Genomic DNA, 17,208 nt, shown 5'->3' with positions numbered 1-17,208 from the left:
GCTCCTGACGACGGGTGGCCGGCGCTCCGGCTTTTCGGCGGCGTGCCGTCAGCGGAGCAGTCCGGCGTCGCGCAGCGCCACCCAGAGCTGCTCCGGGACGTCCGCGTCGACGCGACGCAGGGTCTCGGTCACCTGTGCCTCGTCCCGCAGGCCCACCACCGTCGAGACCACCACCGGGTGCCGGCGGACGAACGCCAGCGCCGCCTGGGGCAGCGTGACGCCGTACTCCTGGCAGACCGCCGCGATCCGCCGGGCCCGATCGATCAGCTCGGACGGCGCCTGCTGGTAGTTGTAGGTGGCGTCGGCGGGTGGCTGGTCGCGGGCCAGCAGTCCCGAGTTGTAGACCCCGGCGATCACCACGCCCACCCCGGCGGCCTGTGCCGCCGGCAACAGGTCGTCGAGCGCGCCCTGTTCGAGAAGGGTGTAGCGGCCGGCGCACATCACCACGTCGATGTCGGTCTCCCGCACGAACCGGGCCAGCATCGCCGACTGGTTCATGCCGGCGCCGATCGCCCCGACGACCCCCTGGTCACGCAGCTCGACCAGGGCCGGTACCGCCTCGGTCGCGGCCTGCTCCCAGTGCTCGTCCGGATCGTGCAGGTAGACGACGTCGACGCGGTCCAGGCCGGTGCGGTCCAGGCTGGCCTCCAACGACCGCAGGACACCGTCGCGGCTGAAGTCCCAGACCCGCCGGTGGTCGGCCGGCACGTCGAACCCCTCCGGGTCGCGGTCCCGCACGCCCTCGGGCGAGGGTACGAGCAGCCGCCCGACCTTCGTCGACACCACGTACTCGTCGCGGGGTCGGGACCGCAGCGCCGCCCCCAGCCGCCGCTCGGACAGGCCGAGGCCGTAGTGCGGCGCGGTGTCGAAGTACCGGATGCCGGCGTCCCAGGCGGCAGCGACGGCCGCGTCGAACTCCTCGTCCGACGTCGCCCGGTACAGGTTGCCACCCTGCGCCGCGCCGAAGCCCAGCGCGGTGAGGCGTACCCCTGGCCGCCGGGGCAGTTCCCGGCCGGTCACGACGTCCCCAACCCGTACGCGCGGGAGGCGGTCTCCCGCCAGATCGACGCCTGCTCCTCGTCGGCCAGCGGCTCCAGCAGGTCGGCGAGGACGGCGACCCACCGGGTGTAGGAGCTGGCGAGCAGGCACACCGGCCAGTCGGAGCCGAACATGAGCCGGTGCGGTCCGAACGCGTCGAGGGCGTGGTCGACGGCGGGGCGCAGGTCGGCCGCGGACCAGGACGAGCCGTCCACCTCGGTCACCAGGCCGGAGAGCTTCGCGGTGACGTTCGACTCGGCGGCGAGGGCCCGCAGGTTGGCGGGCCAGTCGCCCAGGTCTGCACTGCCGAGCGACGGCTTGGCGAGGTGGTCCAGGACGAACGACACCTCGGACAGGTCCCGGACGAGCCGGGTCGCCGCCGGCAGTTGGTGGTCGCGGACCAGCAGGTCGTAGGCGAGGCCGGCGGCGCCGACGGCCGCGATGCCCCGCCGGACGTCGGGCCGATCCAGGTACGCCGGGTCGGGCTCGGACTGGACCAGGTGGCGGATGGCGACCAGCCGCGACCCGCCGCGGGCGGTGCGCAACCGGTCGAGGCGCTCGTCGATGTCGTCGGCGGTGAGGTCGACCCAGCCGACGACACCGCCGATGAGGGGGTCGTCGGCCGCGATGCCCAGCAGGTGTTCGGTCTCCGCCACGGAGGCGATGGACTGCACGACGACGGTCTCGGTGACCCCGGCGGCCCGCGCCACCGGAGCGAGATCCGCCGGGGTGAAGTCGTTGTCGATCGCCGCCATCGTGTCCGGGTCGATCCACGGCTGCGGATGCCGGGCACGGACCCAGAGGTGGTGGTGCGCGTCGACGATGCCGGGACGCCCGGTCGGCGTGGGCCCGGTCATCGGCCCAACCATCCGCCGTCGACGGGCAGGACGGTGCCGTGCACGTAGTCCGACGCGCTGGCGGCCAGGAACACGGTGGCACCGGCCAGGTCGTCGGCGCGTCCCCACCGGCCGGCCGGGATCCGGCCCAGGATGGCGTCGTTGCGTACCGGATCGTCGCGCAGCGCCTGGGTGTTGTCGGTGGCGATGTACCCGGGCGCGATGGCGTTGACGTTCACCCTGTGGCCGGCCCACTCGTTGGACAGGGCCTTGGTCAGCCCGGCCAGGCCCGACTTGGCCGCCGTGTAGCTCGCCACGTTGATGCCGCCCTGGAAGCTCAGCAGCGAGGCGGTGAAGATGACCTTGCCGCGGCCCCGGTCGACCATCCGTCGTCCAATCTCCCGGGTCAGCACGAACTGGCTGGACAGGTTCACCTGCACCACCCGGTCCCACATCTCGTCGGGGTGCTCCGCGGCCGGTGCCCGGGCGATCGTGCCGCCGTTGTTCACCAGGATGTCCACCGGCGCCACCGCCTCGGCCTCGTCGGCCAGCCGGTACACCGCGGCCCGGTCGCCCAGGTCGGTCCGGATGCCGGTGAAGCGGCGACCGGCGGCCTCGACGCGCCGTTGGACCTCGCTGCCCTCCAGCTCCAACTGCGCCGACACCCCGATGATGTCCGCGCCGGCCAATGCCAGGGCCTCGGCCATCGCCAGGCCGATCCCCCGCCGGGCCCCGGTCACCAGGGCGGTCCGTCCGGTCAGGTCGAACAGGACGCTCATCGCTCCTCCTCCCGCCAGTCGAGCAGCACCTTCATGACACCGCCGCCGGACTCCAGGGCCTCGAACGCGTCCGTGACGCCGGCCACCGGGAGCACCCGGGAGATCAGCTCCTGGGCCGGGATGACGCCCGCCGCCACCAGCCGGATCGCCTCGACGACGTCCTCGCGCCGGTACAGCCGCGCGCCCAGCAACTCCAGCTCCCGCCAGAAGAAGCGGTGCAGGTTCACCGGACGCGGCTGCGGGTGGATGGCCACCATCACCAGCCGGCCCCGGGTGGTCAGCACGTCCACCGCCGTACCGACGCCGGCGGCCGAACCGGACACCTCGAACGCGACGTCCGCGCCCGCACCGTCGGTCCGTTCGTTGACCAGCCCCACCACGTCCGTCGGCCCCGGGTCGACGGCCTCGATGCCGATGCCCGCCGCGACTCCGCGCCGGAAACCGTCCGGTTCGACGAGCAGGACCTGGGCGCCCCGCTCACGGGCGACGGCAGCGATGAGGACGCCCACCGGACCCCCGCCGACGACGACCACGTGCTCACCGGACGCCACCTGCGCCCGGCCGACGTCGTGCACCGCCACGGCGACGGGCTCGACGAGCGCGGCCCGGTCCAACGGCAGGTCATCGGGGAGTGGCAGCACCAGATCGGCCGGCACCGTCCAGGACGACTGCATCGCGCCGGGTGAGTCGATGCCGAGGAAGTCCATCGCGTGACAGATGTGCGAGTGGCCACGACGGCACGCCGGGCACCGCCCGCAGGCGCGGGTCGGCATCACGGTGACGGGCTGTCCGACCCGCAGGTCGGTCACGCCGTCGCCGACCGCGGCGACGTGCCCCGACATCTCGTGCCCCAGGACCGCCGACGCGCCGACCCGGGCGTCCATGTCGCCGTGGAAGATGTGCAGGTCCGTACCGCAGATCCCGGTGTACGCCACCGCGATCCGTACCTGGCCTGGGCCCGGCGGTTCCGGCGCGCGGTCCTCGACCCCGAGGTGCCGTGCTCCCTTGTAGACAACTGCCTTCACTGCTGCTCCGTCTCGACGTGGTTGGTACGTACGGTGCGTGGGACAGGGCGGCCGCAGCCGCGTCCGCGGTGTCGGCGCCACGGACACGGTAATCATCCGACCAATTGTGGTCCAGTGCGGATACGGTGCGTACCGGCTCAGTGCCGCAGCGGCGCCACGTCGTTCGGGGCGGTGACCGCGTCGACGAGCAGGGCCTCGACCCCGGCCGGCACGGCGGCGACCGGGCGCTCGGCCACCGCCAGCAGACGCTTGCCCGCCCGTTCCGGACGGACGTTCGGGCTGTCGGCGGCCGGAGTGCCCGGACGGTGTCCGGCGGTCGCGATCGCCGCCTCGTCCACCCGGACGCCGAGGCCCGGTGCCTCGCCCAGGACGAACGCGCCGTCCTCGACGTGCAGGTCGAGGTCGATACCCGTCGGTGGCCGCAGATCCTGCAACTCGCTGACCAGGTGGTTGGGCACCGAGGTCGCGGCGTGCAGGAGCCCGACGGGGATGTTGCCGATGGGGCTGACCGGCAGGTCGTGGGCGTGCGCCAGGGCGGCCACCCGCAGGAAGTGGGTCACCCCCCAGACGGCGGCCGTCTGCACGATGTCGACCGCGCCCGCCGCGATCAGCGGCCGGTACTGCTCCAGTCCGGTGAGGTTCTCACCGGTGGCGATCGCTGCCCGTACGCCCCGACCCACGGCGGCCAGGCCCTCGGCGTCCCAGCGGCGGACCGGCTCCTCGATCCAGATCAGATCGAGGGTGCGTTCCAGCTCGGCCACGTGTCGGACGGCCTGCTTGCGCGACCACGCCTCGTTGACGTCGAGCATCAGGCCCGGCCGTCGGCCGTGCCCGGCCTCGGTCAGCACCTCCCGGACCAGGCCGAGCCGGTGCCGGTCGCGCTCGATGTCGAGGCCGCCCTTGAGCTTGGCGGCCCGCAGACCGTACCCGGCGTAGACCTCGTACTCGGCGACCAACTCGTCGTCGGTCAACCCGATGTCGAGACCGGACGCGTACGCGGGTACGCGCCGGTCCCGCCCGCCGAGCAGCCGCCACAGCGGCTCACCGGCCATCTTCGCCTTGATGTCCCACAGGGCGGTGTCCAGCGCGCCGATCGTCCCGAACACCAGGCCGGCGTGCCCGGCCTTGAACGTCTGCCGCAGCATCCGGTCGTACAGGGTGGACACCGCGCGGGGATCTTCCCCTTCGATGGCCGGGAAGATCTTGTCGATCTCCACGTGCGGCCCGAGGCCGATGCCGTCGATCCCCTCGTCCGTCTCGACGATGGTGATCGGCAACGTCGTGACGCCGTCGGGGAACACGCCGTTGGCGTCGCCGACGGGTCGGCCCCACTCCTGGACCGTCGTCAGGGTTCGATACCCGGTGATGCGCATGTCAGCCTTTCGTGGAACCAGCGGCGACGCCGTCGGCGATCTGGCGCTGAAGGAACAGGTAGATCGCCAGGACCGGGATCGCCGCGATGAGCACCCCGGAGGCGAAGGTGGGAATGTCCTCGGAGTACTGCCCCCGCAGCGAGGTCACCCCGACCATGAGGGTCCGGTGATCGGCCGAGGGCATCAGCAGCAGCGAGATGAGCACGTCGTTCCAGCAGAACAGCGTGTTGAGGATGCCCACGGACAGCAGCGCCGGAGCGCCCAGCGGCAGCATGATCCGGCGGTAGACGCCGTACACGGTGTTGCCGTCGATCCGGGCCGCGTCGACGATCTCCGCCGGGATGGTCCGGTAGTAGCTGGTCATGAGGAAGACCGTGAAGGGCAGGAACTGCGCGACGTACGCCAGGATCAGCCCCGGGTACGTGTCGACCAGACCGCTGTCGGCCATCACCCGGGCCAGCGGCACCATGATCACCTGGAAGGGGATGAAGAGTGCCGCGAGACAACCGATGAACAGCGCCGTCGAACCCCGGAAGCGCAGTTGGCTCAGCGCGAAGCCGGCCATCGACCCGAACAGCAGCAGCAGGAACACCGAGCAGCCGACGATGATGATCGAGTTGACGGTGTACCGGCCCATGCCGACGCTGGTCCACGCCGTGGTGATGTTCTCGAAGCGCAGCGAGTCGGCCAGCGTGAAGCGGTCGAGGATGTACTCCCGTCGGGTCTTCATGGCCACGTTGGCCGTGAACAGCAGCGGGTAGATCGTCGCGAGCGCCAGCAGCCCCATCGGGATGACGAGCAACCATCTACCGAGCCGGACGCGGGACATCAGTCCTCCCTTCCCGCGCGTCGCAGCAGCTTGAGCTGCACGAGCCCGACGACGAGCATGATGACGAACAGGACGGTGGAGGCGGCCGACGCGAGCGCCGGGCGGTTCATCCGCCCCTGCTGGATCCAGATGTAGTACTCGGGCAGGTAGGTCGAGCCCTCCGGACCACCACTGGTCATGACGTAGAGCAGGCCGAACATGGAGGTCAGCATCCCGATCATCGTGGTCACGAAGACGAACTGGATGGTGCGGGACAGGCTGGGAATGATCACGTGCCAGATCACCTGGGCCAGGGACGCGCCGTCCACCCGCGCGGCGTCCAGCAGGGCGGCGTCCAGGGTCGCGAAGCCGGCGAGGAACACGACCAGAGCCATCCCGAAGGTCGCCCACACGTGGACGCCGACGACCGCGAACATGGCGACGTCCGGATCACCGAGCCAGTCCACCGGCCCGATGCCGACCGTGGACAGGACAACGTTGACAGGACCGTCGAACGACAGCAGCAGGTTGAAGATCGCGCCGACGATGACCGGGGACAGCACGGCCGGGAAGAAGTAGACGCTGCGATAGAACCGGTGCCCGGGCACGCGCAGGTAGATGAACGTGGCCAGCAGACCCGGGATGGCCACCGCCACCGGCAGGAGCAGGACCAGCAGGCCCACGTTACGCAGCGCCTGCTGGAACAGCGGGTCGTGGAGCAGCTCGGTGTAGTTGTCGAAGCCGACCATCGCCCCGTCACGGTCGCCGTCGCCGGTGAACGAGAAGTTGACGCCCAGCGCCAACGGGTACAGCCGCAGCAGCACGAGGATCAGGACGGCCGGTGCGACCAGCACGAAGGGCGCCAGTTGTTCGGCACGACGGCCGCCGGCGGCGCGCCGGGAAGCGGCGCGGTCGCGCGGCGGCGGAGCGGAGGGCGGCACCCCGCCGGCCCGCCCGGCCGAGGCCGAGCGGACCGACGGGAGCGAGTTGCCGATCGTCACGAGATCAGCCCGCCGTGTCCGAGGCGGCCATCTGCTTCACGACCTCGTCCACGCTGATCGAGCCGCTGAGCAGCTGCTGCGAGAGGCGGCCCATCAGGTCGAGCGACTTCGAGGAGAGCGCCACGTGCGCCGCCGGCTTGCCGGTCTTGAGCGCGCCGACGATCGTGGTGACGGCCGGACCAGCCGCGGACACGTCGATGGTGGTGTCGGCGGTGATCGCGCCCGCGTTGGCGTAGAACGCCTTCAGCGCTTCGGTGGAGGTCAGCGAGCGCACCAGGTCGGCGGCCACCTTCGGGTCCTTGGTCCACTTGGCGACCGCGTAACCGATGCCACCGTCGTACGGCAGGCTGGGGGTCACGCCGCTGGTCACCGTCGGGGCCATCATCACGCCCAGCTTCTCCGGCGTGATGAACTCGTTGAAGTCCTTCCAGTGCCCGATGTCCGACATGAGGCCGATCATGTGGGCGGCCTTGCCGGACTGGAAGACGGCGAACGCGTCGTTGAACAGGGCGGTGGAGTTGGCGCCGTCGTTGTTCAGCTTGGTGGCGCCGGTCTCCTTCCACAGCTCGAAGAGGCGCTTGACGTTCGGCGAGTTCCAGTCACGCTTACCGGCGATCCAGTTGTCGTACTCCTGCGGCGTCAGGACGCCCGACGCCATGGCCGACATGAAGAACTGGATGCCGTAGCCCTCCTTGTTGCCGACGGAGAAGCACTTGGCGCCGGTCTGCTTGGTGATGACACCGCAGTTGGCGACGAACTCCTGCCACGTCGTCGCGGGCTTGGCCGGGTCGAGGCCGGCCTTCTCGTAGAGCGTCTTGTTGTAGTAGATCGGATGACCCTGGAGCGTCACCGGAGCGGCGTAGGTCTTGCCGTCCTTGGCGAACGCCTCCCAGCCGGCCAGCCGCTGCCGGTCCTCACCCACGTACTCGTCCAACGGCTGGAGCGAGGCCACCCGGTCGCGGATCTGGCCGCCACCGTTGAACAGGATGACGTCCGGCCCCTTGCCCGCCTGGATGGCCGCGCCGAGCAGCGTGTAGTACTCCTCGAATGGCTGGGCGACGAACTCGACCTCGACGTCCTTGTGCTTCTTGGCGAAGTCGGCCTTGGCCTTCTCCACGTACTGGGCGGAGCTGGCCTCGCCCGACTTCCAGTCCCAGACGACCAGCTTCTTGTCCGAGCCTCCGGACGACGAACCCGAACCTGTCGCGCTTCCACAGCCTGTCAGGGCCAGTCCCGCAACGAGGACCGCGGACCACACTGCTCGTTGCTTCATCGTTGCTCACCTTCATATGGGGAGTGGCCAGGGAACGGCCGTCGATGCAAGATTGACGAGAACGTAACTCGTATGACGTCTGACGTCAACGGTTGCCCGTACACTGGGGCGGACTCGTGGGCCCGCTCCCGCGGCTACGCGGAGGTGAACGTGACAACATCGAACCAGTCGGCCGTCAATGGCGCGGCGACACCGAACTGGACGCGTCGCCCGACGAATCTGGCTCAGGCGATCACGGCAGAGTTGGTGACCCGTATCGTCCAGGGAGCACATCCCTCGGGCACGCCACTACCCCCCGAGCCGGTGCTCTGCGAGGCCTTCTCGGTGAGCCGCACCGTCATCCGGGAAGCGGTGAAGATCCTTCAGGAGAAGGGGCTCGTGCAGGTCCGCCAGGGCAGCGGGACGCTCGTCACCCCGCCCTCGTCGTGGGACATGCTCGACGAACTCGTCCTCGCGGCGACCATCGCCGAGGACGACACCCTGGCGATCCTGGACGACCTGGTGGTCACCCGCCGGGTGCTGGAGTCCGACATGGCGAACGTGGCCGCCCGCCTCGCCGACGAGGCGACGATCGACCGGCTGCGCGCCCTGGTGGACCGCATGGACGAGCTGGTCGACGACCACGTCACCTACCAGGAGCACGACCGCGCCTTCCACGACACGATCATGCAGGCGTCCGGCAACCGCATCGCCCGGGGCGTCGTCCGGTCCCTGGAGAGTCAGGTCGTCAACACCGCCCGGTACATGGGCCAGCCCGAGCGGGCCATGTGCGTGGCGTCGAACCAGGGGCACCGGCGCATCTACGAGCGCATCGCCGCCCACGACCCCGACGGTGCCGCACAGGCGATGTTCACGCACATCACGGAGGCGTGGCTCGTGCGCCGCAGCGGGCCGGGAAACCCGACCCGACTACAGCGCTGAGCAGCTCGTCGACCGCTGCGTACGACCCTGCGCCGACCCGCCCGTGCCATCGCCGGTAAATCCATTTCCGTCCATCGCTTGAGAATGTTAGCGATAACAGACTACCCTCGGGCCGCAGAGGCGAAGGGCACGCTTCACCGCTCCACTCGATCCATCAAGATCGATGGAGCCGTGCATGACCAACGCCCACTGGCGGGTGACCGGGCCTCCCCTCAGGGACGTTGACCACCGCCGTCGACGTACGGCGGGCCGCCGCACGCGGGAGCCACGGGTGGACACCCGATCTCCTCCTGCCGTGCTCGCGGCACCGCCGCAGCCCCACCCGAGCGACCCGCGACGACACCCGCGACACGCCGCCAGCGCACGCGGCGGGCCGCCCGCCCGTCGTGACCCACCCTGGAGGTACCGATGCGCCACACACCGCCACCGCGGACCAAGACCCGGCTCCGGCGCGGCCTCGCCTGGCTCGCGAGCCTGCTACTCGTCTCGACGCTGATGCCGGCCACGGCCGCCCGCGCGGACAACCCCATCGTCCAGCACATCTACACGGCCGACCCGGCGCCCCTGGTCCACAACGGACGGGTCTACCTCTACACCGGCCACGACGAGGACGGCTCCACGTACTTCACCATGAAGGACTGGCGGGTGTGGTCGTCGGCCGACATGGTCAACTGGACCGACCACGGCTCACCGTTGAGCGTGGCCACCTTCAGTTGGGCCAGCGCCAACGCGTGGGCCGGTCAGGTCGTGGCCCGTAACGGCAAGTTCTACTGGTACGTGCCGGTCACCGCCCGGGCCACCAACTCGATGGCCATCGGCGTCGCGGTCTCCGACAGCCCCACCGGGCCGTTCCGGGACGCCATCGGCCGCCCCCTGGTGGGCAACGGCGAGATCGATCCCACGGTCTTCGTCGACGACGACGGTCAGGCGTACCTGTACTGGGGCAACCCGAACCTGTGGTACGTCCGGCTGAACGCCGACATGATCTCCTACAGCGGCAGCGCCACCAAGATCCCGCTCACCACCGCCGGTTTCGGCGCCCGCAGCGGCAACGCGAGCCGACCCACCCTCTACGAGGAAGGCCCCTGGGTCTACAAGCGCAACGGCATCTACTACAACGTGTTCGCGGCGGAGTGCTGCTCCGAGTTCATCGGATACTCGACCGCCACCGGGCCGACCGGCCCGTGGACCTACCGCGGCACGGTCATGCCCCGCCAGGGCGCGAGCTTCACCAACCACCCGGGAGTCATCGACTTCAACGGCGGCTCGTACTTCTTCTACCACAACGGGGCGCTGCCGGGCGGTGGCGGTTACACCCGTTCGGTGGCCGTGGAGAAGTTCACGTACAACACCAACGGCACCATCCCGACGATCAACATGACCACGACGGGCGCGCCACAGATCGGCACGCTGAACCCGTACGTGCGGCAGGAGGCCGAGACCATCGCCTGGGGCTCCGGCATCGAGACCGAGCCGGCCAGCGAGGGCGGGATGAACGTCGGGTGGATCGAGAACGGGGACTACATCAAGGTCAAGGGCGTCGGCTTCGGTACGGGCGCGACCTCCTTCTCCGCGCGGGTAGCCTCGGCGACGTCCGGCGGCACCGTCGAACTGCGCCTCGGCAGTCCCACCGGCACCCGGGTGGGCAGCTGCGCGGTACCCGGCACCGGTGGGTGGCAGACCTGGCAGACCGTCTCCTGCCCGGTCTCCGGCGCCACCGGTACCCAGGATCTGTACCTGCGGTTCACCGGCGGCAGCGGCACGCTGTTCAACCTCAACTGGTGGCAGTTCCAAGCCAACGGCACGACGCCCACCCCGACCCCGACGCCGAGCCCGCCCGTGGACGCGACGCCCACGCCCGTTCCGACGCCCACGACCACCCCCACGCCGACGCCGACAGGCCCGGCGGGGACGTCCTGCGCGGTCACCAACACCGTGGTGAACACCTGGCAGGGCGGGTTCGAGGGGCGGCTCACGGTCACCAACTCCGGATCGTCGGCGCTCAACGGCTGGCGGGTCACCTGGACGCTCGCCAGCGGGCAGACGGTGTCCCAGGTCTGGAACGGCACCCTCACCCAGTCGGGTAGTCAGGTCACCGTCGCGAACGCCGCGTACAACGGCCAACTCGCGCCGGGCGCGACGACCACCGCCGGCTACCTCAGCTCCATCACCTCGTCGAGTCCGCCCACCACCACCCCCACCTGCACCCCCGCCTGACTCCCCCGTCCCCCACCCCCAAGAACACCCCCACCCCATCCCCACACCCGTCCGCCGCCGACGTCGATCATGGAGTCAATGCCCCCGACACGCCGATAGGGGCGCAACGACTTCATGATCGACGGGGCGGGGCCGGGGGTGGGGTGGGGGTTCTAGAAGTCGTCGTCGAAGGCGACCGTGCCGGTCACCCCGACCTGGTACGCCGACACCCGCCGCTCGAAGAAGTTGGACAGCTCCTGCACGTCCTGCAGCTCCATGAAGGCGAACGGGTTGGCCGACCCGTAGTGCGGCGCGATCCCGAGCTGGGCGAGCCGGCGATCGGCGACGTGCTGGAGGTACTGGCGCATGTCGGTCAACGTGAGACCGGGCACCCCCTGGCCCACCAGGTCCTCGGCGAACTGGACCTCGCACTCGACCGCCTCGGTGAGCATCCGGCGGACCTGGTCGGCCAGGTCGTCGTCGAACAGATCGGGCTCCTCGGCGCGGACGGTGTCGACGACGTCGAACGCGAACGCCATGTGCATGGACTCGTCGCGGAACACCCAGTTGGTGCCGGAGGCGAGGCCGTGCAGCAGGCCACGGGAGCGCAGGAAGTAGACGTACGCGAACGCGCCGTAGAAGAACAACCCCTCGATGCAGGCGGCGAAGCAGATCAGGTTGAGCAGGAAGGCCCGCCGGTCCTCGCGGGTACGCAACTCCCGCAGGTCGCCCAGCGAGTCGATCCAGCGGAAGCAGAACTCGGCCTTGCGACGGATCGACGGAATGTTCTCGATGGCGGCGAAGGCCTCGAACCGCTCGGTCTCGTCGGGCACGTACGTGTCGAGCAGGTTCAGGTAGAACTGGACGTGCACGGCCTCCTCGAACAGTTGCCGCGACAGGTAGAGCCGGCCTTCGGGGCTGTTGACGTGCTGGTACAGGTTGAGCACGAGGTTGTTGGCGACGATCGTGTCGCCGGTGGCGAAGAACGCGACGAGGCGGCTGACCAGATGCCGCTCGGCCGGCGACAGCCGGTCCAGGTCGGCGAGGTCGGCGTGCAGGTCGACCTCCTCGACCGTCCACGTGTTGCGGATGGCGTCCCGGAAGCGGTCGAAGAAGTGCGGGTAGCGCATCGGGCGGAGAGTCAGGTCCATCCCGGGGTCGAGCAGCATGTGTGTGGTCCTCGCGTCGGTGGTGGTGTCGGCGGTGGTCACTGGCACGCCTCGCAGGACTCCGGGTTCTCCAGCGAGCAGGCCAGCGCGTCGGCGTCGACAGCGACGGGGACGACGGGCGTCACCGCGCTGACGGTGGCCTGCTGGATCCGGGTGGCCGGCCGGGACCGCAGGTAGTAGGTGGTCTTCAGACCGGTCTTCCAGGCGTACAGGTACATCGAGGAGAGCTTGCCGATGGTGGGCGAGGCCAGGAACAGGTTCAGCGACTGGGACTGGTCGATGAACGGCGCGCGGGCGGCGGCCAGGTCGATCAGCGCGCGCTGCGGCAGCTCCCACGCGGTGCGGAACAGCTCCCGCACGTCGGCCGGCAGCTCCGCGACGGACTGCACCGAGCCCTCGGCCCGCTTGATCGCCGACCGGATCTGCTCGGTCCACAGGCCGCGGGCCTTCAACTCGCGTACCAGAGCGGTGTTGACCTGGAGGAACTCCCCCGACAGCGTCTCGCGCTTGAACAGGTTGGACACCTGCGGCTCGACGCACTCGTAACAGCCGGCGATCGAGGCGATCGTCGCGGTGGGCGCGACCGCCACCAGCAGCGAGTTGCGCAGCCCGTGCGCGGCGACCCGCTCCCGCAGCGCGTCCCAGCGGGCGGTCTGCGTACCCTCGACGCCCCAGAGGTCGGGTTGAAGCTGGCCCCGGGCGGCCCGGGTCTGCGGGTACGTCGGGTGGGCGCCGAACTCCCGCGCCAGGTCGGCGGAGGTCTCCAGGGCGGTCAGGTACAGCTCCTCGCTGATCCGGGTGGACAGCTCCCGCGCGGCCGGCGCGTCGAACGGCAGCCGCAGCGCGAAGAACACGTCCTGCAACCCCATCAGCCCGAGCCCGACCGGCCGCCAACGAGGGTTGCTCGCCGCCGCCTGCGGGGTCGGGTAGTAGTTGATGTCGATGACCCGGTCGAGGAAGGTCACCGCCGTCCGGACCGTGGCGCGCAGTCGTTCCCAGTCGATGCCGTCGTCGGTCAGGTGGGCGGCGACGTTCACCGAGCCGAGGTTGCACACGGCGGTCTCGTCGTCGCTGGACACCTCGATGATCTCGGTGCAGAGGTTGGAGAGGTGGACCACGTTGCCCGGCTCGGCCGTCTGGTTGCAGAGCCGGTTGGCCGCGTCCTTGAAGGTCATCCAGCCGTTGCCGGTCTGGGCCAGGGCCCGCATCATCTTCCCGTACAGCTCGCGGGCGGGCAGCTGCCGCACGTAGCGGCCCTGCTCCTCGGCGGCCCGGTACGCGGCGTCGAACCGCTCCCCCCACAGGTCCGGCAGTTCGGGCACCTCGTCGGGGTCGAACAGCGACCACATCTCGTCGGCCTCGACCCGGCGCATGAACTCGTCCGGGATCCAGTTGGCCAGGTTGAGGTTGTGGGTACGCCGGGCGTCCTCGCCCGTGTTGTCCCGGAGCTGGAGGAACTCCTCGATGTCCGGGTGCCACGGCTCCAGGTAGACGCAGGCCGCACCCTTGCGCCGGCCGCCCTGGTTGACCGCCGCGACGCTCGCGTCCAACGTGCGCAGCCACGGCACGATCCCGTTGGACTGCCCGTTCGTACCCCGGATCAGCGCGCCGCGGGACCGGACCCGGGAGAACGCGATGCCGATGCCACCGGCGAACTTGGACAGGTTGGCGACCTGGGCGTAGCGCGCGTAGATCGAGTCCAGTTCGTCGCGCGGCGAGTCCACGAGATAGCACGAGGACATCTGGGTGTGTCGGGTGCCGGAGTTGAACAGGGTCGGTGAGCTGGGCAGATAGGCGAGGCTGGACATCAGCCGGTAGAAGTCGACCGCCTCGTCCGGCGTACGGGACAGGCCGCAGGCCACCCGCAGCAGCCAGTACTGCGGGGTCTCCAGCACCAGCCGGGTGGTGGGGTGACGCAGCAGGTACCGGTCGTAGACGGTGCGCAGGCCGAAGTACTCGAAGCGGCGGTCGCCGTCGGCGTCGACGGCGTTGTCGAACGTCTCCGCGTGCGCGGCGACGAACGCGGCGGTCTCGTCGCCGATCAGACCCTCGGCGTGGCCGGCCCGGATCGCCGCGCTGAACGAGGTGATGCCCTGACGCCGCACCTCCTTGTCGACGTAGCCGGCCAACAGCCGCGCGGCCAGGCGCGAGTACTGCGGCTCCGTGCCGATCATCTCGGCCGCCGTCTGGATGGACAGCCGGTCCAGCTCGGCCGTCGTCGCGCCGTCGTAGAGGCCGCTGATCGTACGGGTGGCCACCCGCATCGGGTCGACGTCGGTCAGGTCGTCGGCCCACCGCTCGACCGCCCGGACGATCTTGTTCACGTCCACGGCCTCGGTGCCGCCGTCGCGCTTGCGCACCTGCATCGGGGTCCGCCGCACGGCCTCACCGCTGACCGGGACCACCTCGGTGACTGTCACCACTCACTCCTCGGGAGTTCGAGACCTCAAGGGCCCTCGGACGCGAGGAGGCGGAGACCATCGGACGCCAAGCCCGCGCGGGCATGGGTCAGGTGGCGTCAGCCGTACCACGCGGCCTCGGACCGCCGCGCACCCGAGGTTCGGGTACGCGGCGCGCTGGCAGGTCTTCGGACTCGCGGGCGCGACCGGGCCTGCCCGGTCACCTACTGGCCGTCGCTTCCCAGGCCGATGGCCCAGTGCTGATGACGGCGGTCGTTCCCACTCACCGCTGCGGGACAGTCCCGGATTTCCACCGGGTTCCCTCTTGCCTCGACCAGTCACCAGGATTGGCCGAACCAGCTGCGGTCGACACCATATATAGGGGCGGGCACGTTTGTCACACCCCACATGTCGGTCTCGGGCGTGTCGCGGTCGACGTGACGGTCCTCGTCGATCGACCCGGGCCGGGTGGCGGGCGGCGGCACCCCGACAGTCGTCGTCGGCTTGACCGAGCGGAACCGGCACCGATACGGTCGACCCACTATCTGCGGCGACGCGAGGGAAGCCGGTGAGAATCCGGCGCGGTCGCGCCACTGTGAGCGGCCCCCAGCCCGGGGGTCGCGAGCCAGGACGCTCGGTCGTCCGCAGCCTTGCGATGGGGACGCGTCATCCCCGAGGAGGTTCGTTCACGCATGTCCAGCTCCACGTCCAGCCAGCCGCTGGCGCACCCCGCTGTCCCGATCCGTCTCCTGTGGACGGTCCTGGCCACCGTCGCCGTGCTCGCCCTGCTGGCCTACCTCGTCGCCTTCGACCAGGGGGCGGTCTCGCGCAGCGGGATGTACCTGCACGAGCTGATGCACGACGGCCGGCACCTGCTCGGTGTCCCGTGCCACTGAGCGGCACCGGAACCGCACCCACGTTCGTCACGGTCCTGCTGCGCGGGCTGCTCGCCGGCCTGGTGGCCGGCCTGCTCGCCGGGACGTTCGCCTACGTCGTCGGCGAACCACACGTCGAGGCGGCCATCGCCATCGAGGAGGCGGCCACGCACGCCGGGCCTACCGCCGACGGGCACCAGCACGGCGAGGAGGCCCTGATCGGCCGGGACGGCCAGCGCGGCGGCCTCTTCCTGGCCACCGGCCTGTTCGGTGTCGCCATGGGCGGCCTGTTGGCCAGCGCGTACGTCCTGCTGGCCCGTAGGCGGCAGACCGCCGACGACGGACGGTCCGGGCTGTTGCTCGCCGGCGGCGCGCTGCTCGGCGCGGTGCTCGTGCCGTTCCTCAAGTACCCGCCGAATCCGCCGGCCGTCGGCGACCCCGCCACCATCGACCAGCGCACGGTCACCTACCTGCTGATGGTGGTGCTCGGCCTGGTCGCGGTCTGGTCCGGTTCGCTGGGCTACCGGTCGGTGAGTGAACACGCGCCCGTGTGGCTGCGGGCCAGCGCCGCGGTCGGCGGCTTCCTGCTGGTCACCGTCGTGTCCTATGTGGTGCTGCCGTCGTTCCAGGAGGTCCCCGCCGACTTCCCCGCGACACTGCTGTGGAACTTCCGACTCGCCTCACTCGGCACCCAGACGGTGCTGTGGACCGGGATCGGCCTGCTCTTCGCCGCCCTGATGCACCGCCAGCGCGCGGCCGCCGACGCACCACTGGCCGGGTGAGCGCCACCAGCCTGCGGCTGGTCGCCCACGGTCACACCGCCGCCCTGCGGCAGGCCCGGTTCGGCGGAGACGACGGTCTGGACGAGGGCGGCCGACGTGCCGCCCTCGCCCTGTCCCCCGCCCTGCCTTGCCGGCGTCCGCCCGACGCCTGCCTGTCCAGCCCGGAGACGGCGGCCGTCGAGACCGCCGAGGTTCTCGGCCTCGCGCCCAGCGTCGAGGCAGGCCTGGCCGACTGCGATTACGGCGACTGGTCCGGCCGGGCCCTGGCCGAGATCGCGGCGGAACGGCCCGACGCGCTGCGCGAGTGGCTGTCCGATCCGGACGCCGCGCCGCACGGTGGTGAGTCGATCGTCGCCGTGCGCCGGCGCGTCGGTCGGTGGCTGGACGCGCAGCGCGGCGGCGGCCGACGGGTCACCGCCGTCACCCACCCGCTCGTGATCCGGGTCGCGCTCGTGCACGCCCTGGATCTGCCGTTGGCGACGTACCGGCTGTTCGACGTCGCGCCGCTGGCGGTCGTCCGGCTCACTGGCCACGGCCCACACTGGCAGCTCCGCCTGGACGCGGCACCAGCACCGGCGGAGGGGTGACGAGGGTCTACCACGACCCCTGTCGAGCTGCCCCAGATTCGGGGCAGCGAGGTCGGCTGGCAGGAGCGGCGATCGGTCGGGCGAGGCGAGCGGTCCCGCGACCCGCCGTTCGGGGCCGGGATCGGCGGACCCGCAACGGATGTCGG

15 protein-coding genes and 2 riboswitches are annotated in these 17,208 nt (G+C 70.7%); of the genes, 5 read left to right on the top strand and 10 right to left on the bottom strand.

The window, feature by feature from the left end:
• Window positions 1-48: 48 nt before the first annotated feature.
• The 8 genes from ACN269_RS01105 to ACN269_RS01070 form a co-directional block, all read right to left on the bottom strand.
• A complete protein-coding gene (locus ACN269_RS01105) occupies window positions 49-1,020 on the bottom strand; it encodes an aldo/keto reductase (RefSeq protein WP_421470542.1) in 972 nt (323 codons plus the stop codon).
• Window positions 1,017-1,895: an amidohydrolase family protein gene (locus ACN269_RS01100; RefSeq protein WP_421470541.1), complete on the bottom strand. Its 879-nt coding sequence runs from the start codon at window positions 1,893-1,895 to the stop codon at window positions 1,017-1,019. Before ACN269_RS01100 ends, ACN269_RS01105 begins: the two co-directional genes overlap by 4 nt.
• The gene (locus ACN269_RS01095) at window positions 1,892-2,653 is read right to left on the bottom strand and encodes an SDR family NAD(P)-dependent oxidoreductase (protein ID WP_421470540.1); all 762 of its coding nucleotides are present in this window, start codon (window positions 2,651-2,653) and stop codon (window positions 1,892-1,894) included. The genes ACN269_RS01100 and ACN269_RS01095 overlap by 4 nt, the downstream gene beginning before the upstream one ends.
• The gene (locus ACN269_RS01090) at window positions 2,650-3,678 is read right to left on the bottom strand and encodes a zinc-dependent alcohol dehydrogenase (RefSeq protein WP_421470539.1); all 1,029 of its coding nucleotides are present in this window, start codon (window positions 3,676-3,678) and stop codon (window positions 2,650-2,652) included. Before ACN269_RS01090 ends, ACN269_RS01095 begins: the two co-directional genes overlap by 4 nt.
• Before the next feature lie 137 nt (window positions 3,679-3,815).
• Window positions 3,816-5,051, bottom strand: coding sequence for a mandelate racemase/muconate lactonizing enzyme family protein (locus ACN269_RS01085; protein ID WP_421470538.1), 1,236 nt, complete (start codon window positions 5,049-5,051; stop codon window positions 3,816-3,818).
• Between the two features lies 1 nt (window position 5,052).
• Window positions 5,053-5,880 carry a carbohydrate ABC transporter permease gene (locus ACN269_RS01080; protein WP_421470537.1) on the bottom strand — a complete coding sequence of 276 codons (828 nt, stop codon included), beginning with the start codon at window positions 5,878-5,880 and terminating at the stop codon, window positions 5,053-5,055.
• Window positions 5,880-6,860 carry a carbohydrate ABC transporter permease gene (locus ACN269_RS01075; RefSeq protein ID WP_421470536.1) on the bottom strand — a complete coding sequence of 327 codons (981 nt, stop codon included), beginning with the start codon at window positions 6,858-6,860 and terminating at the stop codon, window positions 5,880-5,882. The genes ACN269_RS01080 and ACN269_RS01075 overlap by 1 nt, the downstream gene beginning before the upstream one ends.
• Window positions 6,861-6,864: 4 nt before the next feature.
• On the bottom strand, window positions 6,865-8,133 hold the full coding sequence (locus ACN269_RS01070; RefSeq protein ID WP_421470535.1) for an ABC transporter substrate-binding protein: 1,269 nt from the start codon (window positions 8,131-8,133) through the stop codon (window positions 6,865-6,867).
• Between the two features lie 72 nt (window positions 8,134-8,205).
• Here ACN269_RS01070 and ACN269_RS01065 point away from each other — a divergent pair, with 72 nt between their 5' ends.
• On the top strand, window positions 8,206-9,054 hold the full coding sequence (locus ACN269_RS01065) for a FadR/GntR family transcriptional regulator (protein WP_421470534.1): 849 nt from the start codon (window positions 8,206-8,208) through the stop codon (window positions 9,052-9,054).
• Window positions 9,055-9,462: 408 nt separating this feature from the next.
• Window positions 9,463-11,271 carry a family 43 glycosylhydrolase gene (locus tag ACN269_RS01060; protein ID WP_421470533.1) on the top strand — a complete coding sequence of 603 codons (1,809 nt, stop codon included), beginning with the start codon at window positions 9,463-9,465 and terminating at the stop codon, window positions 11,269-11,271.
• Between the two features lie 152 nt (window positions 11,272-11,423).
• Here the strand turns inward: ACN269_RS01060 and ACN269_RS01055 are convergent, their stop codons facing one another.
• Window positions 11,424-12,419, bottom strand: coding sequence for a ribonucleotide-diphosphate reductase subunit beta (locus tag ACN269_RS01055; RefSeq protein ID WP_421476155.1), 996 nt, complete (start codon window positions 12,417-12,419; stop codon window positions 11,424-11,426).
• Between the two features lie 38 nt (window positions 12,420-12,457).
• Window positions 12,458-14,785, bottom strand: coding sequence for a ribonucleoside-diphosphate reductase subunit alpha (locus ACN269_RS01050; RefSeq protein WP_421476153.1), 2,328 nt, complete (start codon window positions 14,783-14,785; stop codon window positions 12,458-12,460).
• Window positions 14,786-14,980: 195 nt separating this feature from the next.
• A riboswitch (cobalamin riboswitch) is annotated at window positions 14,981-15,194 on the bottom strand.
• A gap of 141 nt (window positions 15,195-15,335) precedes the next feature.
• Window positions 15,336-15,475: riboswitch (cobalamin riboswitch) on the top strand.
• Window positions 15,476-15,510: 35 nt separating this feature from the next.
• On the opposite strand from ACN269_RS01050, the gene ACN269_RS01045 reads away from it, so the two are divergent.
• From ACN269_RS01045 to ACN269_RS01035, 3 genes are read left to right on the top strand one after another with little or no spacing between them, the layout of a single operon-like run.
• The gene (locus ACN269_RS01045) at window positions 15,511-15,714 is read left to right on the top strand and encodes a CbtB domain-containing protein (RefSeq protein WP_421470532.1); all 204 of its coding nucleotides are present in this window, start codon (window positions 15,511-15,513) and stop codon (window positions 15,712-15,714) included.
• Window positions 15,705-16,475: a CbtA family protein gene (locus tag ACN269_RS01040; protein ID WP_421470531.1), complete on the top strand. Its 771-nt coding sequence runs from the start codon at window positions 15,705-15,707 to the stop codon at window positions 16,473-16,475. The genes ACN269_RS01045 and ACN269_RS01040 overlap by 10 nt, the downstream gene beginning before the upstream one ends.
• Entirely contained in the window at window positions 16,472-17,062 is a 591-nt protein-coding gene (locus ACN269_RS01035) for a histidine phosphatase family protein (RefSeq protein WP_421470530.1), read from the top strand. Before ACN269_RS01040 ends, ACN269_RS01035 begins: the two co-directional genes overlap by 4 nt.
• Window positions 17,063-17,208: the final 146 nt, after the last annotated feature.

It is taken from the genome of Micromonospora sp. WMMD736 (assembly GCF_049179015.1).
Lineage (GTDB): Bacteria > Actinomycetota > Actinomycetes > Mycobacteriales > Micromonosporaceae > Micromonospora.
Note: the sequence above shows the minus strand (reverse complement) of the source record. Positions and strands in the feature narration are given on the sequence as shown.

Bases quoted from the DNA above. Each gene is read 5' to 3' on its own strand.
- ACN269_RS01045 (WP_421470532.1), top strand. From the start codon at position 15,511: ATGTCCAGCTCCACGTCCAGCCAGCCGCTGGCGCACCCCGCTGTCCCG.
- ACN269_RS01055 (WP_421476155.1), bottom strand. From the start codon at position 12,419: ATGCTGCTCGACCCCGGGATGGACCTGACTCTCCGCCCGATGCGCTAC.
- ACN269_RS01065 (WP_421470534.1), top strand. From the start codon at position 8,206: ATGACGTCTGACGTCAACGGTTGCCCGTACACTGGGGCGGACTCGTGG.
- ACN269_RS01070 (WP_421470535.1), bottom strand. From the start codon at position 8,133: ATGAAGCAACGAGCAGTGTGGTCCGCGGTCCTCGTTGCGGGACTGGCC.
- ACN269_RS01050 (WP_421476153.1), bottom strand. From the start codon at position 14,785: ATGCAGGTGCGCAAGCGCGACGGCGGCACCGAGGCCGTGGACGTGAAC.
- ACN269_RS01080 (WP_421470537.1), bottom strand. From the start codon at position 5,880: ATGTCCCGCGTCCGGCTCGGTAGATGGTTGCTCGTCATCCCGATGGGG.
- ACN269_RS01095 (WP_421470540.1), bottom strand. From the start codon at position 2,653: ATGAGCGTCCTGTTCGACCTGACCGGACGGACCGCCCTGGTGACCGGG.
- ACN269_RS01060 (WP_421470533.1), top strand. From the start codon at position 9,463: ATGCGCCACACACCGCCACCGCGGACCAAGACCCGGCTCCGGCGCGGC.
- ACN269_RS01100 (WP_421470541.1), bottom strand. From the start codon at position 1,895: ATGACCGGGCCCACGCCGACCGGGCGTCCCGGCATCGTCGACGCGCAC.
- ACN269_RS01085 (WP_421470538.1), bottom strand. From the start codon at position 5,051: ATGCGCATCACCGGGTATCGAACCCTGACGACGGTCCAGGAGTGGGGC.